Annotated in this window: 17 protein-coding genes; 11 read left to right on the forward strand and 6 right to left on the reverse strand. The window is 72.9% G+C overall.

The window, feature by feature from the left end:
- Positions 1–3: 3 nt before the first annotated feature.
- The 4 genes from GTY84_RS34940 to GTY84_RS12705 form a co-directional block, all read right to left on the reverse strand.
- Positions 4–936 carry an ABC transporter permease gene (locus tag GTY84_RS34940; protein ID WP_161226293.1) on the reverse strand — a complete coding sequence of 311 codons (933 nt, stop codon included), beginning with the start codon at positions 934–936 and terminating at the stop codon, positions 4–6.
- Between the two features lie 64 nt (positions 937–1,000).
- The gene (locus tag GTY84_RS34945; RefSeq protein ID WP_161226294.1) at positions 1,001–3,019 is read right to left on the reverse strand and encodes an ABC transporter ATP-binding protein; all 2,019 of its coding nucleotides are present in this window, start codon (positions 3,017–3,019) and stop codon (positions 1,001–1,003) included.
- A 60-nt stretch (positions 3,020–3,079) separates the two neighbouring features.
- The gene (locus GTY84_RS12700; protein ID WP_161226295.1) at positions 3,080–4,840 is read right to left on the reverse strand and encodes an ABC transporter substrate-binding protein; all 1,761 of its coding nucleotides are present in this window, start codon (positions 4,838–4,840) and stop codon (positions 3,080–3,082) included.
- A 155-nt stretch (positions 4,841–4,995) separates the two neighbouring features.
- On the reverse strand, positions 4,996–6,438 hold the full coding sequence (locus tag GTY84_RS12705; RefSeq protein ID WP_161226296.1) for an aminopeptidase P family protein: 1,443 nt from the start codon (positions 6,436–6,438) through the stop codon (positions 4,996–4,998).
- 178 nt (positions 6,439–6,616) lie between these two features.
- Here GTY84_RS12705 and GTY84_RS12710 point away from each other — a divergent pair, with 178 nt between their 5' ends.
- The 5 genes from GTY84_RS12710 to GTY84_RS12730 are packed head-to-tail and all read left to right on the forward strand — an operon-like array spanning position 6,617 to position 11,072.
- Positions 6,617–7,153, forward strand: a complete 537-nt coding sequence (locus GTY84_RS12710) for a cupin domain-containing protein (RefSeq protein ID WP_161226297.1) — start codon at positions 6,617–6,619, stop codon at positions 7,151–7,153.
- 53 nt (positions 7,154–7,206) lie between these two features.
- The gene (locus GTY84_RS12715) at positions 7,207–8,130 is read left to right on the forward strand and encodes a dihydrodipicolinate synthase family protein (protein ID WP_161226298.1); all 924 of its coding nucleotides are present in this window, start codon (positions 7,207–7,209) and stop codon (positions 8,128–8,130) included.
- A complete protein-coding gene (locus tag GTY84_RS12720) occupies positions 8,127–9,299 on the forward strand; it encodes an FAD-binding oxidoreductase (RefSeq protein WP_161226299.1) in 1,173 nt (390 codons plus the stop codon). The genes GTY84_RS12715 and GTY84_RS12720 overlap by 4 nt, the downstream gene beginning before the upstream one ends.
- Positions 9,289–9,597: a (2Fe-2S)-binding protein gene (locus GTY84_RS12725; protein ID WP_161226300.1), complete on the forward strand. Its 309-nt coding sequence runs from the start codon at positions 9,289–9,291 to the stop codon at positions 9,595–9,597. The genes GTY84_RS12720 and GTY84_RS12725 overlap by 11 nt, the downstream gene beginning before the upstream one ends.
- Positions 9,594–11,072, forward strand: coding sequence for an NAD(P)/FAD-dependent oxidoreductase (locus GTY84_RS12730; protein ID WP_161226301.1), 1,479 nt, complete (start codon positions 9,594–9,596; stop codon positions 11,070–11,072). The genes GTY84_RS12725 and GTY84_RS12730 overlap by 4 nt, the downstream gene beginning before the upstream one ends.
- Positions 11,073–11,631: 559 nt before the next feature.
- Here GTY84_RS12730 and GTY84_RS12735 read toward each other — a convergent pair.
- Positions 11,632–12,411, reverse strand: coding sequence for an IclR family transcriptional regulator (locus GTY84_RS12735; protein ID WP_161226302.1), 780 nt, complete (start codon positions 12,409–12,411; stop codon positions 11,632–11,634).
- A gap of 254 nt (positions 12,412–12,665) precedes the next feature.
- Between GTY84_RS12735 and GTY84_RS12740 the strand changes: the two genes are divergently transcribed.
- The 5 genes from GTY84_RS12740 to GTY84_RS12760 all read left to right on the forward strand — a co-directional run bounded on the left by GTY84_RS12740 (position 12,666) and on the right by GTY84_RS12760 (position 18,608).
- Positions 12,666–13,877, forward strand: coding sequence for an FAD-dependent monooxygenase (locus GTY84_RS12740; protein WP_161226303.1), 1,212 nt, complete (start codon positions 12,666–12,668; stop codon positions 13,875–13,877).
- Positions 13,878–13,972: 95 nt separating this feature from the next.
- A complete protein-coding gene (locus tag GTY84_RS12745; protein WP_161226304.1) occupies positions 13,973–15,028 on the forward strand; it encodes a maleylacetate reductase in 1,056 nt (351 codons plus the stop codon).
- Positions 15,025–15,963 (forward strand): dioxygenase, encoded by a 939-nt coding sequence (locus GTY84_RS12750; RefSeq protein ID WP_161226305.1) that lies wholly within the window; start codon positions 15,025–15,027, stop codon positions 15,961–15,963. Before GTY84_RS12745 ends, GTY84_RS12750 begins: the two co-directional genes overlap by 4 nt.
- A gap of 362 nt (positions 15,964–16,325) precedes the next feature.
- Positions 16,326–17,711: an aromatic acid/H+ symport family MFS transporter gene (locus tag GTY84_RS12755; protein ID WP_161226306.1), complete on the forward strand. Its 1,386-nt coding sequence runs from the start codon at positions 16,326–16,328 to the stop codon at positions 17,709–17,711.
- A gap of 663 nt (positions 17,712–18,374) precedes the next feature.
- Entirely contained in the window at positions 18,375–18,608 is a 234-nt protein-coding gene (locus GTY84_RS12760) for a hypothetical protein (RefSeq protein ID WP_161226307.1), read from the forward strand.
- Positions 18,609–18,694: 86 nt separating this feature from the next.
- Here the strand turns inward: GTY84_RS12760 and GTY84_RS12765 are convergent, their stop codons facing one another.
- Positions 18,695–19,918: an alpha/beta hydrolase gene (locus GTY84_RS12765; protein WP_161226308.1), complete on the reverse strand. Its 1,224-nt coding sequence runs from the start codon at positions 19,916–19,918 to the stop codon at positions 18,695–18,697.
- Positions 19,919–21,101: 1,183 nt separating this feature from the next.
- Here GTY84_RS12765 and GTY84_RS12770 point away from each other — a divergent pair.
- Positions 21,102–22,733, forward strand: a complete 1,632-nt coding sequence (locus tag GTY84_RS12770) for an amidase (RefSeq protein WP_161226309.1) — start codon at positions 21,102–21,104, stop codon at positions 22,731–22,733.
- The last annotated feature ends 14 nt before the right edge of the window (positions 22,734–22,747 follow it).

The raw sequence follows: 22,747 nt of genomic DNA on the forward strand, positions 1-22,747 counted from the left end.
GGTTCAGTTGCCTTTGGTCGTGCGGCGCGAGCGCGGGTCGAGTACGTCGCGGAGGCAGTCGCCCAGCACGTTGAAGGCGACGGTGGTGGCGAGCAGGGAGAGTCCGGGCACCAGGACGAGCCACCAGGCGACCAGGTACATGGAGTTGCCGGAGGCTTCGGCGAGCATGCCGCCCCACGTCGGGGTGGGGGGTACGACGCCGACGCCCAGGAAGGACAGGGTCGACTCGAAGACGATCGCCTGGGGGATCATCAGCGTGGAGTAGATGACGATGGGTGCGGTGAGGTTGGGCAGGACGTCGCGGAGGACGATCCGCATGCGGCTCTGGCCCAGGGAGCGGGCGGCCTCGATGTACTCGCGTTCGCGGATGGACAGGACCTGGCCGCGGACGACGCGGGCTATCGCGCCCCAGGAGAAGAAGGCGATGACGGCGACGCTGATCTGGACGCTGGGGCCGACGACGGACACCAGCGCGATGGCGAACAGCAGGAACGGCAGGCTCATCACGACGTCGATGACCCGGGACAGGACCGCGTCGGCGGCGCCGCGGAAGTAGCCCGCCACCGTTCCGACCAGGACGCCGATGGTGACGGCGACGGCCGAGGCGGCCACGCCGACCAGCAGGGAGACCCGGCTCCCGTAGACGGCGCGGACGAGGACGTCGCGGCCGAGCTGGTCGGTGCCCAGCCAGAACTCGGCTCCGGGCCCGACGGGGATGCCGGCTTCCGACAGCCCGGTCTCGTTGAACTGCTCGTTGGGGCCGTGTCCGGTGAGCCATGCCACCAGGGGGGCGGCGACGGCGAGGAGGACGATGAGGACGACGAAGCCGCCGGAGACCAGGAACGCCCTGCTCCGGCGCAGTTGCCGCCACGCGAGTGCGAGTGAGCCCTGTGGTTTGACCGGTGCGCCGGTGCGCGGCGCGGCGAGTTCGGTCACTGGTGTCTTCTCTCGTGGGGGCGGGGCACGGTGCGCGGTGCCCCGCGAGGGGGTGCGGGGGCGGTCACCGGGCCGTCGCCGGTGTGTCGCCGTGGTGCAGCCGGTGGAAGCATGCGGCGAGGTGGCCGGACGTGTCCGGGCCGGGCAGGAGCGCGGGCCGGCTCGCGGAGCATTCCGCGTCGGCGTGCGCGCAGCGGGGGTGGAACACGCAGCCCGGGGGCGGTGCGCTGGGGGAGGGGGGGTCGCCGCGCAGCGCGATGCGCCGTCCGGACCGGGCGGGGTCGCCGCCCGAGGGCATCGCGGACAGCAGGGCCCGGGTGTAGGGGTGGGCGGGCCGGGTGGCGATCTGTTCGCTGTCGCCGACCTCGACGAGACGGCCGAGGTACATGACGCCGACGCGGTCGCTGATGTGGCGGACCACGGACAGGTCGTGGGCGATGAAGACGTAGGTGAGGCCGAAGGCGTCCTGGAGATCGGAGAGGAGGTTGAGGATCTGCGCCTGGACGGAGACGTCGAGTGCGGAGACGGGTTCGTCGCAGATGATGATCCGGGGCCGCAGGGCGAGGGCGCGGGCGATGCCGATGCGCTGGCGCTGGCCGCCGGAGAACTCGGCCGGGAAGCGGTTGTAGTGCTCGGGGTCCAGGCCGACGGTCTCCATGAGTTCCTGGACGCGCCTGCGCAGTTCGGAGCCCTCCAGTGCCTGGTGGATGCGGAAGGGCTCGGCGATGACGGAGCCGATCCGGCGCCGGGGGTTGAGCGAGCCGTAGGGGTCCTGGAAGACCATCTGGACGTCCCGGCGGACCGTGTTCCACGCCCGGGGGTCGCCGGAGGAGACGTCGGTTCCGTTGATGGTCAGGTGCCCGCCGGTCAGGGGGTGCAGCCCGGCCAGGCACCGGGCGAGAGTGGACTTGCCGCAGCCGGACTCGCCCACCAGGCCAAACGTTTCTCCTTCGCGCAGTTCGAGGTCGACGCCGTCCAGTGCCCTGACGGGGGCTGTTCCCCTGCGGAACGGGCCGCGGGGACCGTCGAAGTTCTTGACGATGCCCTTCGCCCTGATCAGGGTCCGGCCCCCGGCCTTCGCCGCCGCGGTCCGGGCCGCTGCCGGGGGAGCGGCCGGCGGCGCGGGGAGCGCGTCGAGCCAGCAGGTCCAGGCGGTGGAGCCGGCCGGGCCGGTGCGTACGGGGGGCCGGTCGGTGGCGCAGGCGTCGGTGGAGACCGGGCAGCGGGGGTGGAAGACGCATCCGGCGGGCGGGCTGACGAGACTGGGCGGGCGTCCGTCGATCGGGCGCAGACGTCCCGCACCGGGGTGCCGGGCCGGAGAGGAGTCCAGCAGGCCCCGGGTGTAGGGGTGGCGGGGCCGGGTGAAGATCTCCTCGCGGGTGCCGGCCTCCATGCGGCGGCCCGCGTACATCACCATGACCCGGTCCGCGATGTCGGCGAGGACCTCCAGATCGTGGGTGATCATGATGATGGAGGTGCCGTACTCCTGCTGGATCGAGCCGAACAGTTCCAGGATCTGTGCCTGGACGGTGGTGTCCAGGGCGGTGGTGGGTTCGTCGGCGATGATCAGTGCCGGGTTCAGGGCCAGGGCCATGGCGATCATGGCGCGCTGGCGCATCCCGCCGGAGAACTGGTGGGGGTGCTCCGCGGCCCGGCGGGCCGGGTCGGGGACGCCCACCCGGCCGAGCATGTCCACCGCCCGCGCCATGGCCTGCTTGCGCGTGACGTCCTCGTGGGCGCGCACCATCTCCGCGATCTGCCAGCCGACGGTGAAGTGCGGATGGAGGCTGGAGAGCGGGTCCTGGAAGATCATTCCGATCCGCCGCCCGCGCAGTGCGCGCATCCGCGCGGGCGGCAGGGTGAGCAGGTCCTCGCCCTCGAAGAGGGCGCTGCCGGAGGCCTGGGCCCCCGGCAGCAGCCCGACGAGGGTGCTCATGGTGACGCTCTTGCCCGAACCCGACTCGCCGACGACGCCGAACAGCTCTCCCGCCGCGACCGAGAAGGACAGTCCGTCCACTGCCCGGACGAGGCCGTCCGCGGTGGGGAGTCCGACCGACAGGCCGGATACTTCAAGTAGGTTCATCGCTGATCGTTCGTTCCGTTCCGGCGCTGCCCGCGCGGGGCGGGGATGCGGGCTGGTGGGTCACTTCTTCAGCCAGAGCTGGGTCCAGTCGGGCCACTTGCTGAGGGAGTTGGCGACGACGCCGGCGGTGTTGGCGCCCCGGTAGAGGGCCTGGTTGCGGACGGCGATCGGGATCAGCGGGACGTCGGACATGACCATGCGGTCGATCCGGTTCCACAGTTCGGCGGCGGTCCTCTCGTCACTGGTGGCCAGGGCCCGGTCGGCGAGGGCGTCCGCCTTCGGGTTGCTGTAGCTGCCGTAGTTGTACGAGCCGGTGACCGAGGGCTTGCGGATCAGCGGGTCGTAGACGGTGCGGTGGGAGGTGCCGGGTGCGTCGGGGGCCCAGCCGGCCGGGGCGATGTCCCAGCGGCCGGAGGTCTGGGCCGCGTCGTTGGTGAGCCACTCGCCGTAGTAGTCGTTCGGGGTCACGGGGATCAGCTTCAGGGTGATGCCGGCCTTGGCGAGCCCCGCCTGGAGGGCCTGGGCGACCTGGGGGTACTGGTCCTTGGTGCGGTAGGGCAGCTTGAGGGTCAGCCCGTCGGGATACCCGGCCTCGGCCAGCAGCGCGCGGGCCTTGTCCGGGTCACCGCGGTGGCCGGGGGTGGGGTAGGGGTCGAAGGGTTCCGAGCCGATGAGGGTGGAGACGAAGAGCTGGTTCTGGATCTGGCCGACGGTGGCGCCGCCCTGCACCTGGAGGACGGCCTTCTTGTCGACGGCGTAGGCGAGGGCCTGGCGGACCTTCAGCTTGGACAGCGCCTTGCCGTTGTTGGGGCTGCGCAGGTTGATGGCGAGGTACGGCTCGGTCGCGCCGGTCTTGACGATCAGCAGCCTGTCGTCCTTCGCGGCGGCCAGGCCGGGCAGCAGCGCGGGCGGTACGACGGTGTCCCAGGGCAGGTCGACCGTCCCGGCCTGGAGCTGCTGCATCACCGAGTCCTGGGTGGCGCCGAACGTGATCTCGATCCGGTCGACGTAGGCCTTGCGCAGCGGGTCGGAGGCGGCCTTCCACGCCGGGTTGCGGTCCAGCACGATCTTCTGGTCGGCCCGGTAGTCGCTCACCCGGTAGGGGCCGCTGGAGACCACGGTGCGCCGGTAGTCCGGCGAGTCGGGCAGGTGGTCCAGGCTCTCGGCCGGTGCGGGGCTGGCCGACACCAGGGCCAGGAGGTTGGTGAAGTCGCCCATGGGGGCGGTCAGTCTGAAGGTGACCTCGCGCTCGCCCTTGGTGACGATCCCGGTGATGTCGTTCTTCTCGACGTACTCCCTGATGGCGGTGACGTTCTTGGCGACCTTGCCGAAGCCGTCGCAGAAGGCGCGCATGCCCTCGATGGCGTCGATGTAGTAGGAGGCCCCGGCGCTGGGGACGACCGGGTTGCACAGGCGCTTGAAGCCGCGCTCCACGTCGGCGCCGGTGATCTGCCGCCCGGACTCTCCGGCGTCCCAGGTGGCGCCCTCCCGGATGGTGAAGGAGAAGGTCCTGGAGTCCGCGGGCCGGGGGACCTCGGTCGCCAGGTCCGGGACGAGGCCGATGGCGTCCTTCTCGTCCTCCGTGGTGGGGAAGGTGACGAGCTGGCGGCTTATCGCCCGCATGAGCGCGGTGCCGTTGGGCGAGTAGACGCTGGCGGTGTCCAGGTGGTCCACGTCGGCCGCGCCCAGCAGGCGCAGCGTGCCCCCGCGGCGGGGTTCGCCGTCCGCGCCCCCCGCGCCCGCGCCGTCGGCCGAGCAGCCGGCCGCCAGTACCGCCGCCGCCGTGGCGGCCGCGGCGGCGGTGAGTCTCGTTCTGTTCATCGGGTGTCCGTCCTCACTGGTCTCTCACCGGTTGTGCGTGTGCTGTCCTGCTGCGTGTGCTGCGTGTGCTGCGTGTGCTGCGTGTGCTGCTGTGCCGTCGCCGGACGGGCGGGTCCGGGGCCGTGCTGTTTCGCCGGCACGCGGTGGGGCCCGGATCAGGGCCGGGCGGCGCCGTCCGTGAGGAGCAGGGCGGCCATCCACGCCTCCACCTCGTCCGGTTCGCGGGGCAGGTCCCGCGAGAGGAGTTCGTAACCGTCGGCGGTGACCACCAGGTCGTCCTCGATCCGCACACCGATGCCCCGCAGCTCCCCGGGGACGGTCAGGTCGTCGTGCTGGAAGTAGAGGCCGGGTTCACAGGTGAAGACGTGGCCCTCGGTGAGCCGGCCGCCGAGGTAGTGCGCGGACCGGGCCCGGGAGCAGTCGTGGACGTCGAGCCCGAGCATGTGGCCGATGCCGTGCCGGGTGTAGCGGCGGTGCAGTCCGCTGTCCTCGCGCAGCGACTCCTCGGCGCTGACGGGGAGGATGCCCCAGTCGGCGAGACCCTCGGCGAGGGTGCGGACGGCCGCCTCGTTGAAGTCATGGACGGTGGTGCCGGGCCGGACCGTTTCCAGTGAGGCCCGCTGGGCCTTGAGGACCAGCTCGTACACCTGGCGCTGGGCGTCGCTGTAGCGGCCGCCGACGGGAAGCGTGCGGGTGATGTCGGCGGTGTAGAGGGAGCGGGTCTCCACTCCCGCGTCCATGAGCACCATCGAGCCGGGGACGACGGGACCGTCGTTGCGGATCCAGTGCAGGGCGGTCGCCCGGGGGCCCGAGGCCACGATGCTCTGGTAGCCGACATCGTTGCCCTCGACCCGGGCCCGCCGGAAGAAGGTGGCCTCCAGCCATCGCTCACTGGTGGCGACCGCGTCGTCCATGGCGCGCACCACGTCCTCGAAGCCGCGGACCGTGGAGGCGACGGCGCGGCGGAGCTGGTCCAGTTCCCAGGGGTCCTTCACCGCGCGCAGTTCGGACAGCACCGCGGCCAGCTCGTCGTCGAGGTACGCGTCGGGCCGGGGGACCGCGGCGTCGACGGTCCCGTCCAGACCGCGCACCACCCTTGAGGGGCGGTCCCGGGAGTCGGCGGTGAACCGGTCCACGTGGCGGGCCTCGATCCCGAGGAACGCCTCGGTCTCGCGCAGCGACCTGCGCGGTCCGACGTAGAACTCCCCGTGCCTGCCGTCGAACACGTCGGCCGGGTCCGACCGGTCCGACCCGGGCCGGGTGTACAGGACCGCGTCATGGCCCCCGGGGACGGGTTCGAGCACCAGCACCGCTTCGGGCTCCTGGTCCCCCGTGCACCAGGTGTAGTCGCTCCCCGGCCGGAAGGGGTGGTCGCAGTCGTTCACCCTCACCTTCAGCCGTCCCGAGGGCACGACGAGGCGTTCCCCGGGGAAGCACCGGGAGAGCCGGGCCCGGCGCCGCGCGGCGTGGGGGGCCGCCTCGCCCGGGGCGCCCGGGACGGGAGTGCGATCATCCCAGCCCTGCCCCAGGTAGTTCCTCAAGGCGTCCGAGAACGGCGGCTTGAAGTGGCCGGTGTCAAGCGAAGGACGGTCGGTCAAGGCGGCTCCATGTCGGAATCAACCGGGATGTCACGGCTGGATCTGCCGTCTCCCGGAGGGCCGCGACGGGGGCGACGGGAGACGGGCAGGAATGAGAGTGAACAATGTTTGACCACACTAAGCAGGCTCGTTTAACGTAGTCAAGGTTATTCATTCGAATCAAACATGGGGAGCCTCGATGCTCGGTGACCGTCTCCGGGAACTACGTCACACCCGTGGTCTGACCTTGCGTGAACTCGCCGGCGAAGCAGGCGTGTCAGCGGCACTGCTCAGCCAGATCGAGAACGGCAACGCCGATCCCAGCGTGGCCACCCTGCGCAAACTGGCCGGGGTGTTCGACTCGGACATCGCCGCGCTCTTCAGCGAACCCAACGCCCCCATGGTCCACATCAGCAGGCCCGGCACGAGAAGCCTGCTGTCGGCGCCCCAGGGACGCATCACCTACGAACGGCTGACGCCCGGCCGCGGCGACCTGGAAGTGCTGCGCGCAAACCTGGCACCCGGCGACGTCAGCTCGGCCGAGCCATGGGCACACCCCTCCAGCGAGTGCGCCCTGGTACTGAGCGGCACCATCGTCGTCGAGATCAACGAGGAGAACCACGAACTGCTCGCCGGCGACTCGGTGACCTTCGACTCACGGCTGCCCCACCGCTACCTCAACACCTCACGGGAACCGGCCGCACTCGTCATCGCGGTCACCCCTCCCACCCCCTGACGCGGCCCGCCACCCGCCCCACGCCGCCCGGCAGGATCGGACAAGGAGAGACCATGGACCGGCACTCGATCGACTGGCACGGCTACATACCGGCCATCACCACCCCCTTCGACACCCACGGCACCGTGGACACCGGCGCATGGCGAGAGCAACTGCGCTGGATGACCGCACAGCGGATGCACGGCGTCATCGTCGCGGGAACCACCGGAGAGTGGTTCAGCCTGGAGGACGACGAGCGCGCCACCCTGTTCCGCACCGCCGTCGAGGAAGCCGGCGACGCCATGACCGTCATCGGCTGCTGCAACGCCCTGACCCCGGCCCGGGCCATCGCCCACGCCCGCGCCGCGGCCGACGCCGGCATGGACGGCATCCTGCTGAGCCTCCCGCCCTACGTGGTCCCCGCCCCCGCCGAACAGGCCGCCTTCTACCGGGCCGTCTCGGACGCGGTCCCCATACCGCTGTGCGTCTACAACTGGCCCCGCGGCACCGGAGTGGACATGAGCCCGGACACCCTCCGCGAGATCTGCGCCCTGGAACACGTCGTCGCACTCAAGAACTCCACCCCCGACTTCGGCGCCTTCGTCACCGGCCTGACCGAACTGTCCGGCACCGTCCGGTACTTCGGCATCCCCACCAACGAGACCGGCATCAGACTCCTCCGGGGCGTGGGAGGGGACGGCCTCATGGGAGCGGGCGCGGTCCTCGGCTCCGACCACCCCGACTTCTTCCGCGCCGTGGACAACGGCGACCTGGACCGGGCCCGGACACTCGGCGCCCGCGACAGAATCCTGATGGAGAGCTGGTTCTCCCGCGACTACGGCGCCCGCTTCGCCAGCGCCCCGGCCATCCTCAAACACGCCCTGCGCCGCCGCGGAGTACCGGCCGGGCACGTACGAGCCCCCCTGCTGCCCCTGACCGCCGCCGAGGAACGCCGCGTCGACCACACACTCGAAGAACTCGGCCTGATCCCGGCATGAACGACACCTACGACGTCGCCGTCATCGGCGGCGGACTGCTGGGCTGCGCCACCGCCTACTACCTCGCCCGCGCAGGCGCCGGCGTCCTGCTCCTGGAGAAGAACCAGATCGGCCGCCACGCCTCCGGCCAGAACGCCGGAAGCCTCCACTTCCAGCTCGAATACCGCATGATCGAACAGGGACGGAAAGCGGCCCGGGAAGCCGCCCGCGCCCTGCCCCTGCACCTGGACGCGATCACCGCCTGGCGGGACCTGCCCCAGGAGATCGGCGAAGACTGCGGCGTCGTCCAGAACGGCGGCATCATGCTGGCCGAGACACCTCACCAGATCGGCCTGCTGACCGAGAAGGCCGAACTGGAAAGAAGCCTCGGCCTCGACGTGACCCTCCTGGAGGGCCCCGCCCTGCGCGAGCACGCCCCCTACCTCTCCACCAAGGTGACCGCCGCCGCGTACATGCCCCACGAAGGCAAGGCAAACCCCAGGCTGGTCACCCCGGCCCTCGCCCGGGCGGCCGCCGCCCGCGGCGCCGAGATCCGGGTACGCAGTCCGCTGACGGAACTGATCCGCGGCGCCGGCCGGTGGAGACTCGGCTGCGCCGACGGCTTCCGCGCACGCGCCCAGACCGTCGTGATCGCCGCCGGAGTATGGACCGACCAGGTGGCCGGCATGGCCGATGTGCGGCTCCCGGTCACCCCCGTCGCCCTCCAGATGCTGGCGACCGCCCGGACCGCACCCTTCCTGCCCCACCTGGTCCAGCACGTCGGCCGACGGCTGTCGCTGAAGCAGACCGCCGAGGGCAACGTACTCATCGGCGGCGGCTGGCCGTCCGCGTTCGTCATCCGCGAGGGCCGCACCGACGTCGACTCCCCGCCCGGCCTCCGCCACTCCTCGATCACCGGCAACCTCGACGCGGCGAGCGTGATTCCCGGCATCCGCCCGCTGCCCGTGCTGCGCGCCTGGTCCGGCATGACCACCCTCACCCCCGACCAGCTCCCGCTCATCGGCGAAGTGCCGCGCCGCCCCGGACTGTACGCGGCCACCGGCGGCTCCGCCTTCACCCTCGGCCCCACCTACGCCCGGCTCCTCTCGGAAACCATCCTCACCGGCACGGCCTCCCTGCCCCTCGGCCCCTACTCACCCGCACGATTTGGATTCCTCAATGCTGCCTGACCACCGCGCACCCCTCGCACGACGCGTCGGCGACAGCGCCGACCGGCCCGACCCCCTCACCATCGAGGTGGACGGACGGCCCCTGGCGGCACTGCCCGGGGAATCCCTCGCCGCCGCCCTGATGGCGGCCGGCTACCGCAGCACCCGGGTCACCCACGGCGGCGCGCCCCGCGCGCCCTACTGCGCGATGGGCGTCTGCTTCGACTGCGTCGTCACCGTCGACGGGGAGAGCGCCGTCCGCTCCTGCCTGCGCCCCGTCACCGCGGGCATGAAGGTCCGCACGGGGCACACGTCGTGAGCGCGGCGGACACCCCGGAACCGGCGGACGCGGACGTGGCCGTGGTGGGCGCGGGCCCGGCCGGGCTCGCCGCCGCGGACCTGCTCGGCCGGCACGACGTGGACGTCCTGGTCGTCGACGAGCAGCAGCGCCCCGGCGGCCAGATCTACCGACAGCCGCCCCCGGGCCCGGGCTCGCCCACCGCGAGCACCGCCGGACTACGGCTCATCAGCGCGGCCACCCGCCATCCGACCGTGCGGTGGTGGCACCGGACCACGGCCTGGGGAACCTTCCGCACCGGTGAACCGGCGGGCGCCGCCCGGCTGGAACTGGCCACCAGCGGACCGCAGGGCTCCCGGCTCCTGCGACCGCGCAGACTGCTCCTCACCGCCGGGGCCTACGACCTGCCCGTGCCGCTGCCCGGCTGGACCCTGCCCGGGGTCATGACGGCCGGGGGAGTACAGGTGCTCCTCAAATCCCAGCGGATCCTCCCCGGGCGCCGCTTCGTCCTGGCCGGCGCCCACCCGCTGCTGCTGGTGGTGGCGGCCCAACTGGTGGAGGCCGGAGCCGACGTTGCCGAAGTCGCCCTGGCCCAGACCCGGATGCCCCTGCCCACGGCCCTGCGCGGACTGCGCGCCCTGCCGGGACACCTGGGCAAGGCCGCGGAAGGAGCCCGCGCGCTCGCCGTCCTGCGGCGGGCCCGCGTACCGGTGCGCGGCGGCACCGTCGTGCGCCGGGCCGACGGCGACACAGACCTGGAAAGCGTCACCCTGGCCTCCGTGAACGAGGACTGGACCGTACGGAAGGGCACGGACCGGGTGCTCGCCTGCGACACCCTGGCCCTGGGATACGGCTTCGTCCCCTCCGTCGAACTGGCGCTCCAGTCCGGCTGCGAGGTCCGGTGGGACCGCCCGGCCGGAGGATGGACCACGGCCGTCGGCCCCTACCAGCGCACCACCGTCCCCGACATCAGCGCGGCGGGAGAGATCACCGGCGTCGCCGGGGCGGAACAGGCCGTGACGGAGGGACGGCTGGCCGCCGTGGGCATCCTGGCGGACCTCGGCATCGTCAACGACGCGGACGCGCGACGGCTGGCCCGCCCGCTCCACCGCGACCTCGCCCGCCGGCGCAGGTTCTCCTCCTTCATCAGCACCGCCTTCGCCCCCGACGACACGGCGCTCGCCGCCCTCGCCGACGACACCACCGTCATCTGCCGCTGCGAGGAGGTCACCGTCGGCACGGTGCGCGAGGCCCTGCGCGAGAACCCCCACCTGCGTTCTGCCAACGCGGTCAAACTCCTCACCCGCACCGGCATGGGCCTGTGCCAGGGCAGGTCCTGCGGACTCGCCGTCTGCCGGCTCATCGCGACGGAGACCGGCCAGTCCCCCCAGGACGTGGGAGGCTTCACCGCGCGCGCTCCGGTCAAACCCGTCACCGTGCAGGACCTCCTCACACCTTCCGCCACCGGACCGGACGAGGCGACCGCGCCGGCATGACGCCCCGGCGGCCTCGTCGCCGACGGGCCGTACGGGGCGAAAGCGGTGCTCCCGCCCGCAGGAGGACCCGCAGCGGACTCCGCCGCCCGCGGGCCCGCCCGGGACGCGTGACGCGCTCTCCGGGGAGCGCCGGCACCGGGGCGTTCGCGCCGGCGCTGGACCGGCTGGACTCGTTCAGGGGCACCGACTGGCCCGGCGCTGGTCCGCAGTCCCGCCTTCCGCACGACGGCCGCGGCCGTGGTCGCCGCCGCGTACCGCTTCGCCGTCCCCGGCGCGCTCCCGGCCGTCCCCTTCTGGCTCCAGGACGCACACGGCCCGGCCCCCGCGGCCGTCGCGCCGGCCCTCTCCGCGGTAGCACCGTCCGGGCCCGAGCGGGGAATCCCCCGCGCCTTCGCGGCGGGCCGTGGCCCGACGGGCGCACAGCGGCCCACCGCCCCGGCCCGAGCGGCCCCACGGGCGTCCCGGCCGCTCCTTTCCGGGCCACCGCGTGCTGGAGCACACCCTCGGACCGGGTCCGTACGAGCCGGACGGCCCTCGCGCAGCCGCAGGGCAGCCGCGCTCAGCCCTCGCGGACGCGGATGCCGGGGCGCCACCCGAGCATGCGGGAGATGCCGAGCCCACTGGTGATCACCGACGGCAGGACGGACTGCGGCTGCACCGAACCGGCCCGGACCACGACCGAGAGCGAGGCCACCACGCGGCCCTCGCCGTTCATGATCCGAGTGGCGATGGAATCGGCCTCGGGGGTCAGCTCCCCGCGCACCAGGGCGCTGCCGGTGCGCCGGCAGTCGGCCAGCTCCCGGCGGAGCGCATCCGGGTGGACGACCGTCCGAGAGGTGTAGCGGCGCAGCTCGGTGCCGAGGACCCGGCCCGACAACTCCGGCCCGGCATGCCCGAGCAGCACCTTGCCGACGCCCGAACAGTGCAGCGGCAGCCGCCCGCCCACCTGCGAGACCAGCCCGAGCGCCCGGCGCCCCGAGAGCCGCTCGATGATCACCGCCTCCTCGCCCTCCAGCACCGCGAGCTGCACGTGCTGGTGCAGAGCCGTGTACAGGTCCTCCATGAAGGGCTGGGCCATCGTCCGCAGCGACTCCGTCAGCGGCGCCAGCGTCCCGAGCCGCCACAGCCGCAGCCCGACCGCGAACCGGCCGTCGGGCCGCCGCTCCAGCGCGCCGGCCTCCGTCAGCTCCAGCACCAGCCGCCGCGCGGTGGCGTGCGGCAGCCCCGTCTTGCGGGCCAGCTCCGCGAGGCTCAGCTCGCTCTCCCCGGGCTGGAAGGCGAACAGCAGCCCGAGGAGACGGGAGCTGACACTCCGGCCCGGCTCGTTGGTACGGGGCACGCGCCCTCCTCGCACTCGGCCGACGAGACACCCCGATGCCGGACAGGCGGCTTCGCGGTGACGCGCTGGGGGACACCGGGGCCGATGCTTCGCCCGTCCGCCCCAAAAGCGGGACCGATGTTCGTTCAATGAACCATCATGCCCCGTGCCGATGTGAGCCGTGCAGCATGAACGACGCCGAGCCCGGACGGCCCGGCCCCGAACCTTCGCACCGGGCCGTCGTGTCGGAGCCCGCGGAACCGAGGAGCCAGAGGATGACAGCACGTACGACCGCCACGCCCAGGATCGCCGTCCTGGGCGGCGGCATCGGCGGACTCGCCACAGCGGCGTTCCTGCGCCGCGAAGGGCTCACCAGCACGGTGTACGAGCAGGCCCCCCGCCTCGCCGAGATCGGCGCCGGACTGGTCGTCGCCCCCAACGCCGCCCGCCAACTGCGCCGGCTCGGCGTCCTCGACGCCTTCCGCGACCGCGCCGTACGCCTCGACACCGGCTGGGAGTTCCGCCGCTGGCAGGACGGCACGGTCCTCTCCTCGGAGAACCTGGCGGACGCCTGCGAACACCTCTACGGCGAACAGACCTACACCGCGCACCGCGCCGACCTGCTCGCCGCCCTCCACTCCCGGGTGCCCGGGGAGAACGTCCGGCTCGGCCGGGAGTGCGTCGGCCTGGACACCGCCGGAGCGGCGTACACACTGCGCTTCGCCGACGGCAGCACGGCCACCGCCGACATCGTGATCGGCGCCGACGGCGTCCACTCCGTCGTCCGCGACACCCTCTTCGGCGCCGCACCCGCCACCTACTCCGGACTCTGCGCCTTCCGCGCCCTCGTCCCCGCCGAGGACGCCCCCGGGTTCGCCCGCCGCCCCGCCCAGACTCTGTGGCTCGGCCCCGACCACCACCTCGTGCACTACCCGGTGTCCGGCGGCGACCTGGTCAACCTGGTCGCCTTCGCCCCCGCCGGCGCGTACACCACCGAGTCCTGGACGGCCACGACCACCGTCGAGGACTTCCTCGCCGAGTTCACCGGCTGGGACCCCCGCCTGACCGGACTCATCCGCGCGGCCGGCACCCCCGGCCGCTGGGCCCTGCTCGACCGCGAACCGCTGAGCTGCTGGTCCGACGGCGGCGTGACCCTCCTCGGCGACGCCGCGCACCCCATGTTCCCGTTCTTCGCCCAGGGCGCCGCCCAGGCCATCGAGGACGCCGCCGTCCTCGCCGGCTGCCTCGCCCGCGGCCTCGGCGACCCGGCCGCCGCGCTGCGCCGCTACGAAGGGCTGCGCGTCCCGCGCACCACCCGCCTGCAGACCGTCAGCCACGGCCGCGCCCACGTCAACCACCTCCCGGACGGCGCCGAACAGCGCGCCCGCGACACCGCCTACGCCCAGCAGGACCCGCTCCTGGCCAACGGGTGGATCTATGAGTACGACCCGGAAACGGAACTGGACCGGATGGCCGCCGCACGGTGAACGTGCGGCAGGACCCATGGACCGCAAGGACGCCGGGATCCCCTGAGGCCCCGTGTTCCGGCGCGGCCGGAAACCCTGACAGACGGGAAGACGCGATGAAGTTCGCACACGAGACGATGCCCCAGCGCGTGGTCTTCGCCCCCGGCGAGTCCGCCGCCGCGGTGGGCGCCGAAGCCGCGGCGCTCGGCGCCCGCAGAGCCATGCTGATCGCCTCCGGCCGGGAAGCCGCCCTCGCCGACCCCATCGCCCGGGAGATCCCGGTCGCCGTGCGCCACGAGGAAGTCGTGATGCACGTACCGCTCGAGGTCGCCGCACGGGCCCGCGAGGCAGCCGCCGCCTTTGACGCCGACGTGCTGGTCAGCGTCGGCGGCGGCTCCACCACCGGCCTCGCCAAGGCCGTCGCCCTCACCACCGGCCTGCCCGTCATCGCCGTCCCCACGACCTACGCCGGCTCCGAGGCGACCAACGTGTGGGGCCTGACCGAGGGCTCGACCAAGACCACCGGCGCCGACAACGCCGTACTGCCCCGCTCCGTCGTCTACGACGCCACCCTGCTGGAAAGCCTGCCGGGCGAACTGAGCGTGGCCTCCGGACTCAACGCGATGGCCCACTGCGTCGACTCCTTCTGGGGACCCCGCGCCGACCCCATCGACCGGGCCCTCGCCCAGGAGGGCGTCCGCGCCCTCGCCGCCGCACTGCCCGCGGTCGCCGCCGACCCGGCCGGCCGGGAGGGCATCGAACAGACCCTGTACGGCGCCTACCTCGCCGCGGTCTCCTTCGCCGGCGCCGGCTCGGGACTGCACCACAAGATCTGCCACGTGCTGGGCGGCATGTTCAACCTCCCGCACGCCCAGACCCACGCCGTCGTCCTGCCGTACGTCCTCGCCCTCAACGCGCCGCACGCCCCCGACACCGAACGGCGCATCGCGCAGGCCTTCGGCAGCGACACCGCCTCGACGGGACTGGCCGCGCTGCGCGCCCGGCTCAACGCCCCCACGGCGCTCAGGGAGTACGGCATGCCCGAGGACGGCATCGCCAGGGCCGTCGCCCCGATCCTCGCGGCGGCCCCCGCGGGCAACCCCGCACCCGTCACCGAGGACACCGTCACCGGCCTGCTGCGCGCGGCCTGGGAAGGGAGCGAACCGTCATGACCGACGTCCGCACCGAGGAAACCGGCACCGGCCCGGGGACGGCACCCGCCGCGCCCGCCGTCGGCGCCGAACAGGCCGCCCGCGAGGAGGAACTCCTCCAGCGCGTCCTGCGCTCCTTCGACGCCTGCGCCGACCCGCGCCTGAAGCTCCTCATGCGCTCCCTCGTCAGCCACCTGCACGCCTTCCTGCGGGACGTGCGCCCGACAGAGGAGGAGTGGAGCCGGGCGATCGCCTTCCTCACCGAGGCCGGCCGCCTCACCGACGACCGGCGCCAGGAGTTCATCCTGCTCTCCGACACCCTCGGCGCCTCCATGCAGACCATCGCCATCAACAACGCGGCGTACGGCGACGCCACCGAGGCCACCGTCTTCGGCCCCTTCTTCGTCGAGGGGTCACCCGAGATCCCGCTCGGCGGTGACCTGTCCTTCGGCGCGGCGGGCGAACCCTGCTGGGTCGAGGGCACCGTCACCGACCCGGCCGGCGCCCCCGTGCCCGGCGCCCGCATCGAGGTCTGGGAGGCCGACGGGGACGGCCTCTACGACGTCCAGTACGACGACGGCCGCACCGCAGCCCGCGCCCACCTCTTCACCGACGAACAGGGCCGCTACCGCTTCTGGGGCATCACACCCACGCCGTACCCGATCCCGCACGACGGGCCGGTCGGCCGGATGCTCGAGGCGGTCGGACGGTCGCCCTACCGCGCCTCGCACCTGCACTTCATGGTGACCGCCGAGGGCTGCCGCCGCCTGGTGACGCACATCTTCATGCGCGGCGACGGACTCCTCGACCGCGACAGCGTCTTCGGCGTCAAGGAGTCCCTGGTCAAGGACTTCGTACAGCAGCCGGCGGGCACCGCGGGCCCCGACGGGCGCATGGTCGACGGCCCCTGGTCGCGGGTGCGCTTCGACATCGGCATGGCCCCGGCCGGGACCTGACCGACGGCCCGCCGACCACGGCCCCGCCCGCCCGCACCCGGGCCACCGGCACCACCGGACCCGTGGCCGCCCGAGCGGCGACCACGGCCGGGCCCGCACCCGCCTCTCCCCGGCCCACGACGCCCCCACCGCCCGTCCGACGGAACCGGGGGCCCCGAGGAAGAGGAACGAGACACCACGGCGCAGTACCCCGCCGCGCTCCAGGACGAGGGCACGCACGCCCTCACGGCCCCGCCCCCCGGCCTACGGCATGTGCCCACCAGCCCCAGGCCCGGCCGACCCCGCCCGCCGCCCCGGCCCGCCCCACGGCCCCGCCCCGGCACGGCGGGCGGAGCCTTCCCCAGAAGAACGGAATCCCCTCGATGCCCGCACCCCGCGTCACCGCGAAACACAGCCCCCACTGGGTCCTGCTCATCTGCTGCCTCACCGTCATCTTCGACGGCTACGACCTGATCGTCTACGGGACGATCGTCCCCGACCTGCTCGCCCACAAGGAATGGGACCTCACCCCCGCCGAAGTCGGCCACATCGGCAGTGTCACCCTTGTCGGCATGCTGATCGGCGCGCTCGGCGTCGGCACCATCACCGATGTCCTCGGCCGCCGCAAGGTCATGATCGGCTGCCTGGTCTGGTTCTCGGTCGCCATGCCGGTCACCGCTCTGGCCCCCGACCCGACCGTCTTCATGCTGCTGCGCTTCGTCACCGGTCTCGGTCTCGGCGGTGTCGTCCCCACCGCCATCGCCCTGACCATGGAGTACTCCCCGGAGGGCCGCCGCCAGCTCAACAACTCCCTGATGTTCTCCGGCTACTCGGTCGGCGGCGTCCTCGCCGCGCTGCTCGCCCTGTGGCTGCTGCCGGTGGCCGGCTTCCGGGCCATGTTCGTGGTCGGCGTGGTCCCGCTGTTCCTCGTGCTCCCGCTGGCGCTGCGCATGCTCCCCGAGTCGATCGCCTACCTGACCGCCAAGGGCCGCCTCGACGAAGCCGCCATGTACGCCCGCCGGTTCGGCGTCTCCGGCCCCGGAGTGCCCGGCGCGGGGGGTGAGACAGCAGCACCCGCGCCGGCCGCCTCCGGCAGGGCGGGCGGCGTGCTCGACATCCTGCGCACCCTCTTCGGCGGCCGGCGCCTGGCGATGACCCTGCTGGTGTGGGCGATCTCCATCATGGGCCTCCTGCTCGTCTACGGACTCAACACCTGGCTCCCGCAGTTCATGCGCGGCGCCGGCTACTCGATGGGATCGGCGCTCACCTTCCTGCTGGTCTTCAACCTGGGCGCCGTGGCCGGTGTGATCATCGCGGGCGCGCTCGCCGACAAACTGGGGGAGAAGCTCGTCATCGCCTGCTCCTTCTGCCTCGCGGCCGTCGCCGTCTGCCTCTTCATCACCAAACCGTCGACGGTCCCGCTGCTCATGGTGGGCGCCCTCGCCGGATTCGGCTCCAACACACAGACCCTGGTCAACGCCTTCATCGGCGGCCTCTACCCGCCGACGGCCCGCGCGACCGCCCTCGGCTGGGCCCTCGGCATCGGCCGCATCGGCGGCATCCTCGGCCCCACGTACGGTGGTTACGTCCTCACCAAGGTCGAGACCGGCTCCCTCGGGGACAACTGGGTCTTCTACGCCTTCGCCGTCCCGGCGGTGCTGGCCGCCGTCCTGACGGCCCTGGTGCCGCGCAGGCCCTGGACGCCCCCGCCCACCGCCGCCACCGGGCCTCCCGTGCCGGCCGCGCGGGACATCGCCACCGGCGCCTGACCGGGTCCCCGGCCCCGCCCGCGCCCTCGCGGACCGGGGCCGCAGCCCGTGGGGGACGGCCCCGTGGACACGGCTTCCGGACGGCCGCCGCCCGCCGGGCAGTCGTCCCGGGGCGCGCGAAGCCCCGGCCGTCGGGCCGGGGGCCGGCACGGCGCCGGGCGCACGCGTCCGTCCGCATGGGGCGGGGCACACTGCCGACCCCGGACCGCCCCGACGGAGCAGTCATCGCCACCACCGCCCCAGGCCGGTGGACCGGCGAACGGGCGCGGACGGCTCCGGCCGGGCCCAGCCACTGCGCGCAGGAGGGGCCCGACAGGGCGGAGGCCACCCACGCGGTGGGAGTTCTCGACGCAGGCAGCAGGCCCGCAGCAGGAAACAGCGCTCGTGGGCCACACGGACGCGCCGTGCCCGGTCGCCGCACCCGCCACAGCCGTCGGCGACGTCGGCGACGCCGGTCAGGAGCAGGACCTTGCCCCCGCGGACCTGGCCCCCGACCAGATCTCTCGTACGCCCGGGCGGGGGAGGGGGCCGTCGGTACGGCGATGACCCGGCAGTCCTGCCAACGGGGGCGCCGTCGTCGGCGCCATCGACGGGAGCACAGAGGGCGACCGGGCGAGGAGCGGGCGTCGACGACGTCTGCCTGACGGACAAGCCCTCTCCCACGTGCTGCACGAGCAGCCGGGTGGTCTCCGGGATCCGCACGCTCACGTGCATCTGGATCGCGACGGGGGTCATGAGGGTGTGCGCGGCGGCGGCACCGAGGATGCCGGCACCGATGACGACGACATCGGCGGTCGCCGCCGAGTTCTGGGGCGTCGACACGTCGTCGTTCCGGGCAGCACGGTCGACGATGCGCTTGTCGTCCAGGCACAGGGGCGGTCATGCGGACAGGCGTGAGACCGCCGCTGCCCCGGCCCGGGAACAACCGTGACCGCCGGCAAGCGGTTCAAGGCCGAGGCAACGGGGTCCGACGCCACTGCTGGTTACGGCAGCTGGTCCAGGAACCAGGTGGAGAGTTCCTCGGTGGCCAGGGTGTGCGTCTCGCTCTGCGAGGCGAATTTGACGGCGTGGAACGGCGACTCCTCCAGCTCTTCATCGCCGATCGGGGTGTAGAGGTCGTCGTGGGTGGCCGGCTCGCGTGCGGAGACGGCGCTGACGGCCGGGACGAAGCAGTGCTCGCGGATCGGGTTGTCGACGCCGAAGCCAGGGGTCTCGTTCAACGCGTCGGCGAGGATGCCGAATCCGGGAAGGGTGCCGCCGGGCGCGCCGTCGATGTCGGGCAGTTGGCCGGTGCGGATCTCACGGGTGGGGATGGTGACCACTCGGAGCTTGGCGACCAGTTGGTCGTCGCCCTCGGACTGGGTCCGCAGCTCGGTACCGGTGACGGCCGGCCCCTTTCCGGTAACGGCTTCGGCACCGGGAGCCACGCCGTTGCCCTCGCCGTTGTCGGGTCCGTTGGCGAGGGCGATCAGCCGGGTTTCCCTCGCCCGGGGCCAGTCGCCGACTTCCCGCAGCGCGCGCAGGAACGCGAGGCGCCGTTCACTGGTGGCGGGCTTGTCCTCCCAGCTCGCGATGTGCTTCCAGAGCAATTCCTGGGCGGCCGGGCTGTTGATCTGGGCGGAGAAGCGGGGGTCGAGCTTCTTGGTGTAGTGCGCGAACGCCTGGAGGGCGACGGGGATCCAGGCGCCGGTGTGCGGGCTGTCCCAGGAGTAGTAGAGCTGCGCCTCGTGCTCGATGCCGTCCGCCTCCAGCTTGGCGAGGGCGTAGCGGGTGACCAGGCCGCCCATGCTGAAGCCGCCGACGGTCAGCGGGTGGTCGCCGACACGGCGGCCGATCGCCTCGATGACGGCCGCCATCACCGCCTCGGCGTTCTGCAGGATCGACGCGCTGCGCTCGTGGTAGCCGATGAGGACGACGTCGCGGCCCCGGCGGCGGATCTCGCTCAGGAGCGGGAAGGGGCCGTACTCCAGGAGCTCCCAGGTGAGGCTGAGGTCGCTGGGGCCGGTGCTGAAGCCGTCCGCGATCAGGACCGGGCGGGTGAGCCGGCCGTTGCCCTCGCCGTGGTAGACCCAGGCGGTGCCGTAGGGGAGCTCCCAGACGTCGTTGGGCGGGGGCGGGATGCGGTCGGTCGTGCGGGGCCCGGGCGCCAGGATGACCGGGGGACCGGCCTGGAAGGCTTCGGCGGCCTGCTCTTCGGTGATGCTCAAGGAATGTCCCTTCCTGAGGGCGGGGATCCTTTTCCACGGATCGCACGCCGGGTCCGGGGCAGTGTGGCCGTCGCGTCCGCTCCCGGCAGGACAACGACAATGCTCCCGACGCTCTCCGCACTAGATCGAATGCAGACAGTCGCGATCTTCCTGGAATGTGGGAGCCCGACCGCCGACTGATTCGGAAATGGAGTGTTTCCTGTACGAAGGCGTGACCCTTCGGTCGGTATCGGTCAGAAGGCGGGCTGACGCCGGTCCTTCAGCTGACTGATCGAGCCTCACACCGGGTGCCGCTATTGTCCTGATCATGTATCCGTGCAGCCAGGGCTGCTGTATGGCAACTCGGCGCGCCTCCGGTGGAACGAGAGCCACCGCGACCTCGTCACCCTCGCCCGGCCCGTCCCGCCCCCGTCATCTGCCCGGCCCGTCCCGGGGCCGGGCAGATGACGGGGGACCGACCTCTGCACGCCGTCATGCCCGCTGCTGTCCCGGATGCGCCACAGAGCCTGGCAGCGGCCACGGCATCGGACACCGTCCACCCGGCCGGGTGGAGCCCCCGGCCGGAGAACGGACGACACCGCGCGTGAGCGGGCGCGATCGCCGCGACGATGCCGCGAGCCCCGATCGCCGCCGAGGCCACTGATCGGCCGACCGGCACGAACGGTCCCGGATCCGCCGCCCGGCAGCCCGCACCGACCAAGACCGGGAACGCTCGTGCGGCGCGAACTCGAGGCCGGGGACCCTGCGGCGTCCGCCCCGGGACACCGGCCAGCGGTTCGGCCTGCGGGCCCCGGCCCCGCCCTCCGGCTGACTTCGCGCTCCGCCAGCGCGAAGCCCTTCGCGAGGCCGTCGAGTTCGCCGCCGCAGCACAGGCCCACGGATCATGCAAGCACTGGAAAGAGCGGAGCCAAGGCGGCTCCGTCCGTCGAACCGCTGCGCCAGGCCTGGAGCAGCAGCGGAGCGTTCCTGGAAAGGCCCGCACCGGAGCCGTCGATTCGTTCTACGGCGTCGCTCCCAGGAGCACACCCCCACAAGCCCCGCAACGACCCCGGAAACCAGGAGCCCGCTCACTGCCGGGGACCACACCGCCGAACCTACTGTTCCTGCTCCAGGAAGCCGTACGACGCGCCGCCGCCCGCCCGCAACGGCAGGACAGCGACACGTCAGGGAACAAGGAGTCACTGTGCGACCGAAGACCCGGACCACGCTGCGCCGCGCCCTGGCAGCCGCTGCGGCAACCGGACTGACCGCTTCCCCGGCGGCTCAGGCCAAGCAGACCACCCCCGCCGGAACCCGGCCCGCCACGGTGCGGGCAGCGCACCTGGAACGCATGACCATTCCCGACATCCAGCGCGCGATGGACCGCGGGCGACTCACGTCGCAGCAGCTCACCGACCTGTACCTGAAGCGGATCCGCGAGCTGAACCCCGGGCTCAGGGCCGTGGTCACGGTCAACCCCGACGCGAGGGACATCGCACGGGCCAGCGACCGCAGACGCCGTACGCACGCCGCGCGGGGGCCGCTGGAGGGAATCCCGATACTGCTGAAGGAGAACATGAACACCGCCGACCGCCAGCCGACCACGGCCGGATCGGCAGCGCTCCTCGGCGCGCGGCCGGACCAGGACGCGCACGTGGTGAAGCGGCTGCGCGCGGCCGGAGCCGTGATCCTCGGCAAGGCGAACATGACGGAGTGGGCCAACTTCCGTGACCCGTACGCCGTGGCGGGCTGGAGCGCGGTCGGCGGGCTGACCCGTAACCCGTACGTCCTGGACCGCAGCGCCGGCGGGTCCTCCAGCGGTTCCGCCGCCGCCGCTGCCGCGAACCTCGCCACGGTGACGCTCGGTACCGACACCGGCGGTTCCATCGTCGACCCGGCGGGCCTGACGTCCACCGTCGGCATGCGCCCCACGCTGGGGACGGCGAGCCGGACCGGCATCGTCCCGATCTCCTCCCGTCACGACACCCCGGGCCCCCTGGCCCGCAACGTCACCGACGCCGCCCTCACCCTGTCCGCGATCAGCGGCCCCGACCCCGCCGACCCGGACACCGCCACCGCCGGGGCCCTGCCCCCCGACATCGGCAGGTTCCTGGACCGGGGCGCGCTGCGCGGCAAGCGCATAGGCGTGTGGCGCGCGGGCCACACCGGCGTGGACCACGATGTCGACCGGGTCTTCGAGGCGACCGTGCGCGAGCTGGAGGCACTGGGCGCGACCGTGGTCGAGGGCGCCGATGTGATCGAACCGCAGGAACTCCTCAGCCACCTCCTGCCGGCGCTGCTCTCCGAGTTCAAGCACGACATCAACGCCTACCTCGCCGCGACACCCGGCACCCACCCGGAGAACCTGGCCGGCCTCATCGCGTACAACGAGGACCACCCCGGCGCCGAGCGGATGGACTGGTTCGGGCAGATGTACTTCACACAGGCGCAGAAGAACGGCGCCGACCCGGAGGATCCGGCGTACCGGGCACACCGTGCCGCCGCCACCGGCCTCGCCCGCCGCTCGATCGACGACGTGCTGGAGACGAAGCGGCTGGACGCGATCGTCACCCCCACCGCCCTGCCCGCACCGGCGGCCGACCACCAGTTCAAGGAGGGGGACACGAACCCCTTCGCCAGCACGACCAACAGCTCCGTCGCCGCGGGCTACCCCCAGATCAGCGTCCCCGCCGGATACACCCCCGAGGGACTCCCGCTCGGCGTGACCTTCCTCGGCACCGGGGCGAGCGACGCCCGGCTCCTCGGCTACGCGTACGCCTTCGAGCAGGCGACGCAGGCCCGAAGGACGCCGCGCCACCTGCCCACCACCGGCTGAGCCCGCCGCCTCCC

Source organism: Streptomyces sp. SID8352, assembly GCF_009862265.1.
GTDB lineage: Bacteria > Actinomycetota > Actinomycetes > Streptomycetales > Streptomycetaceae > Streptomyces.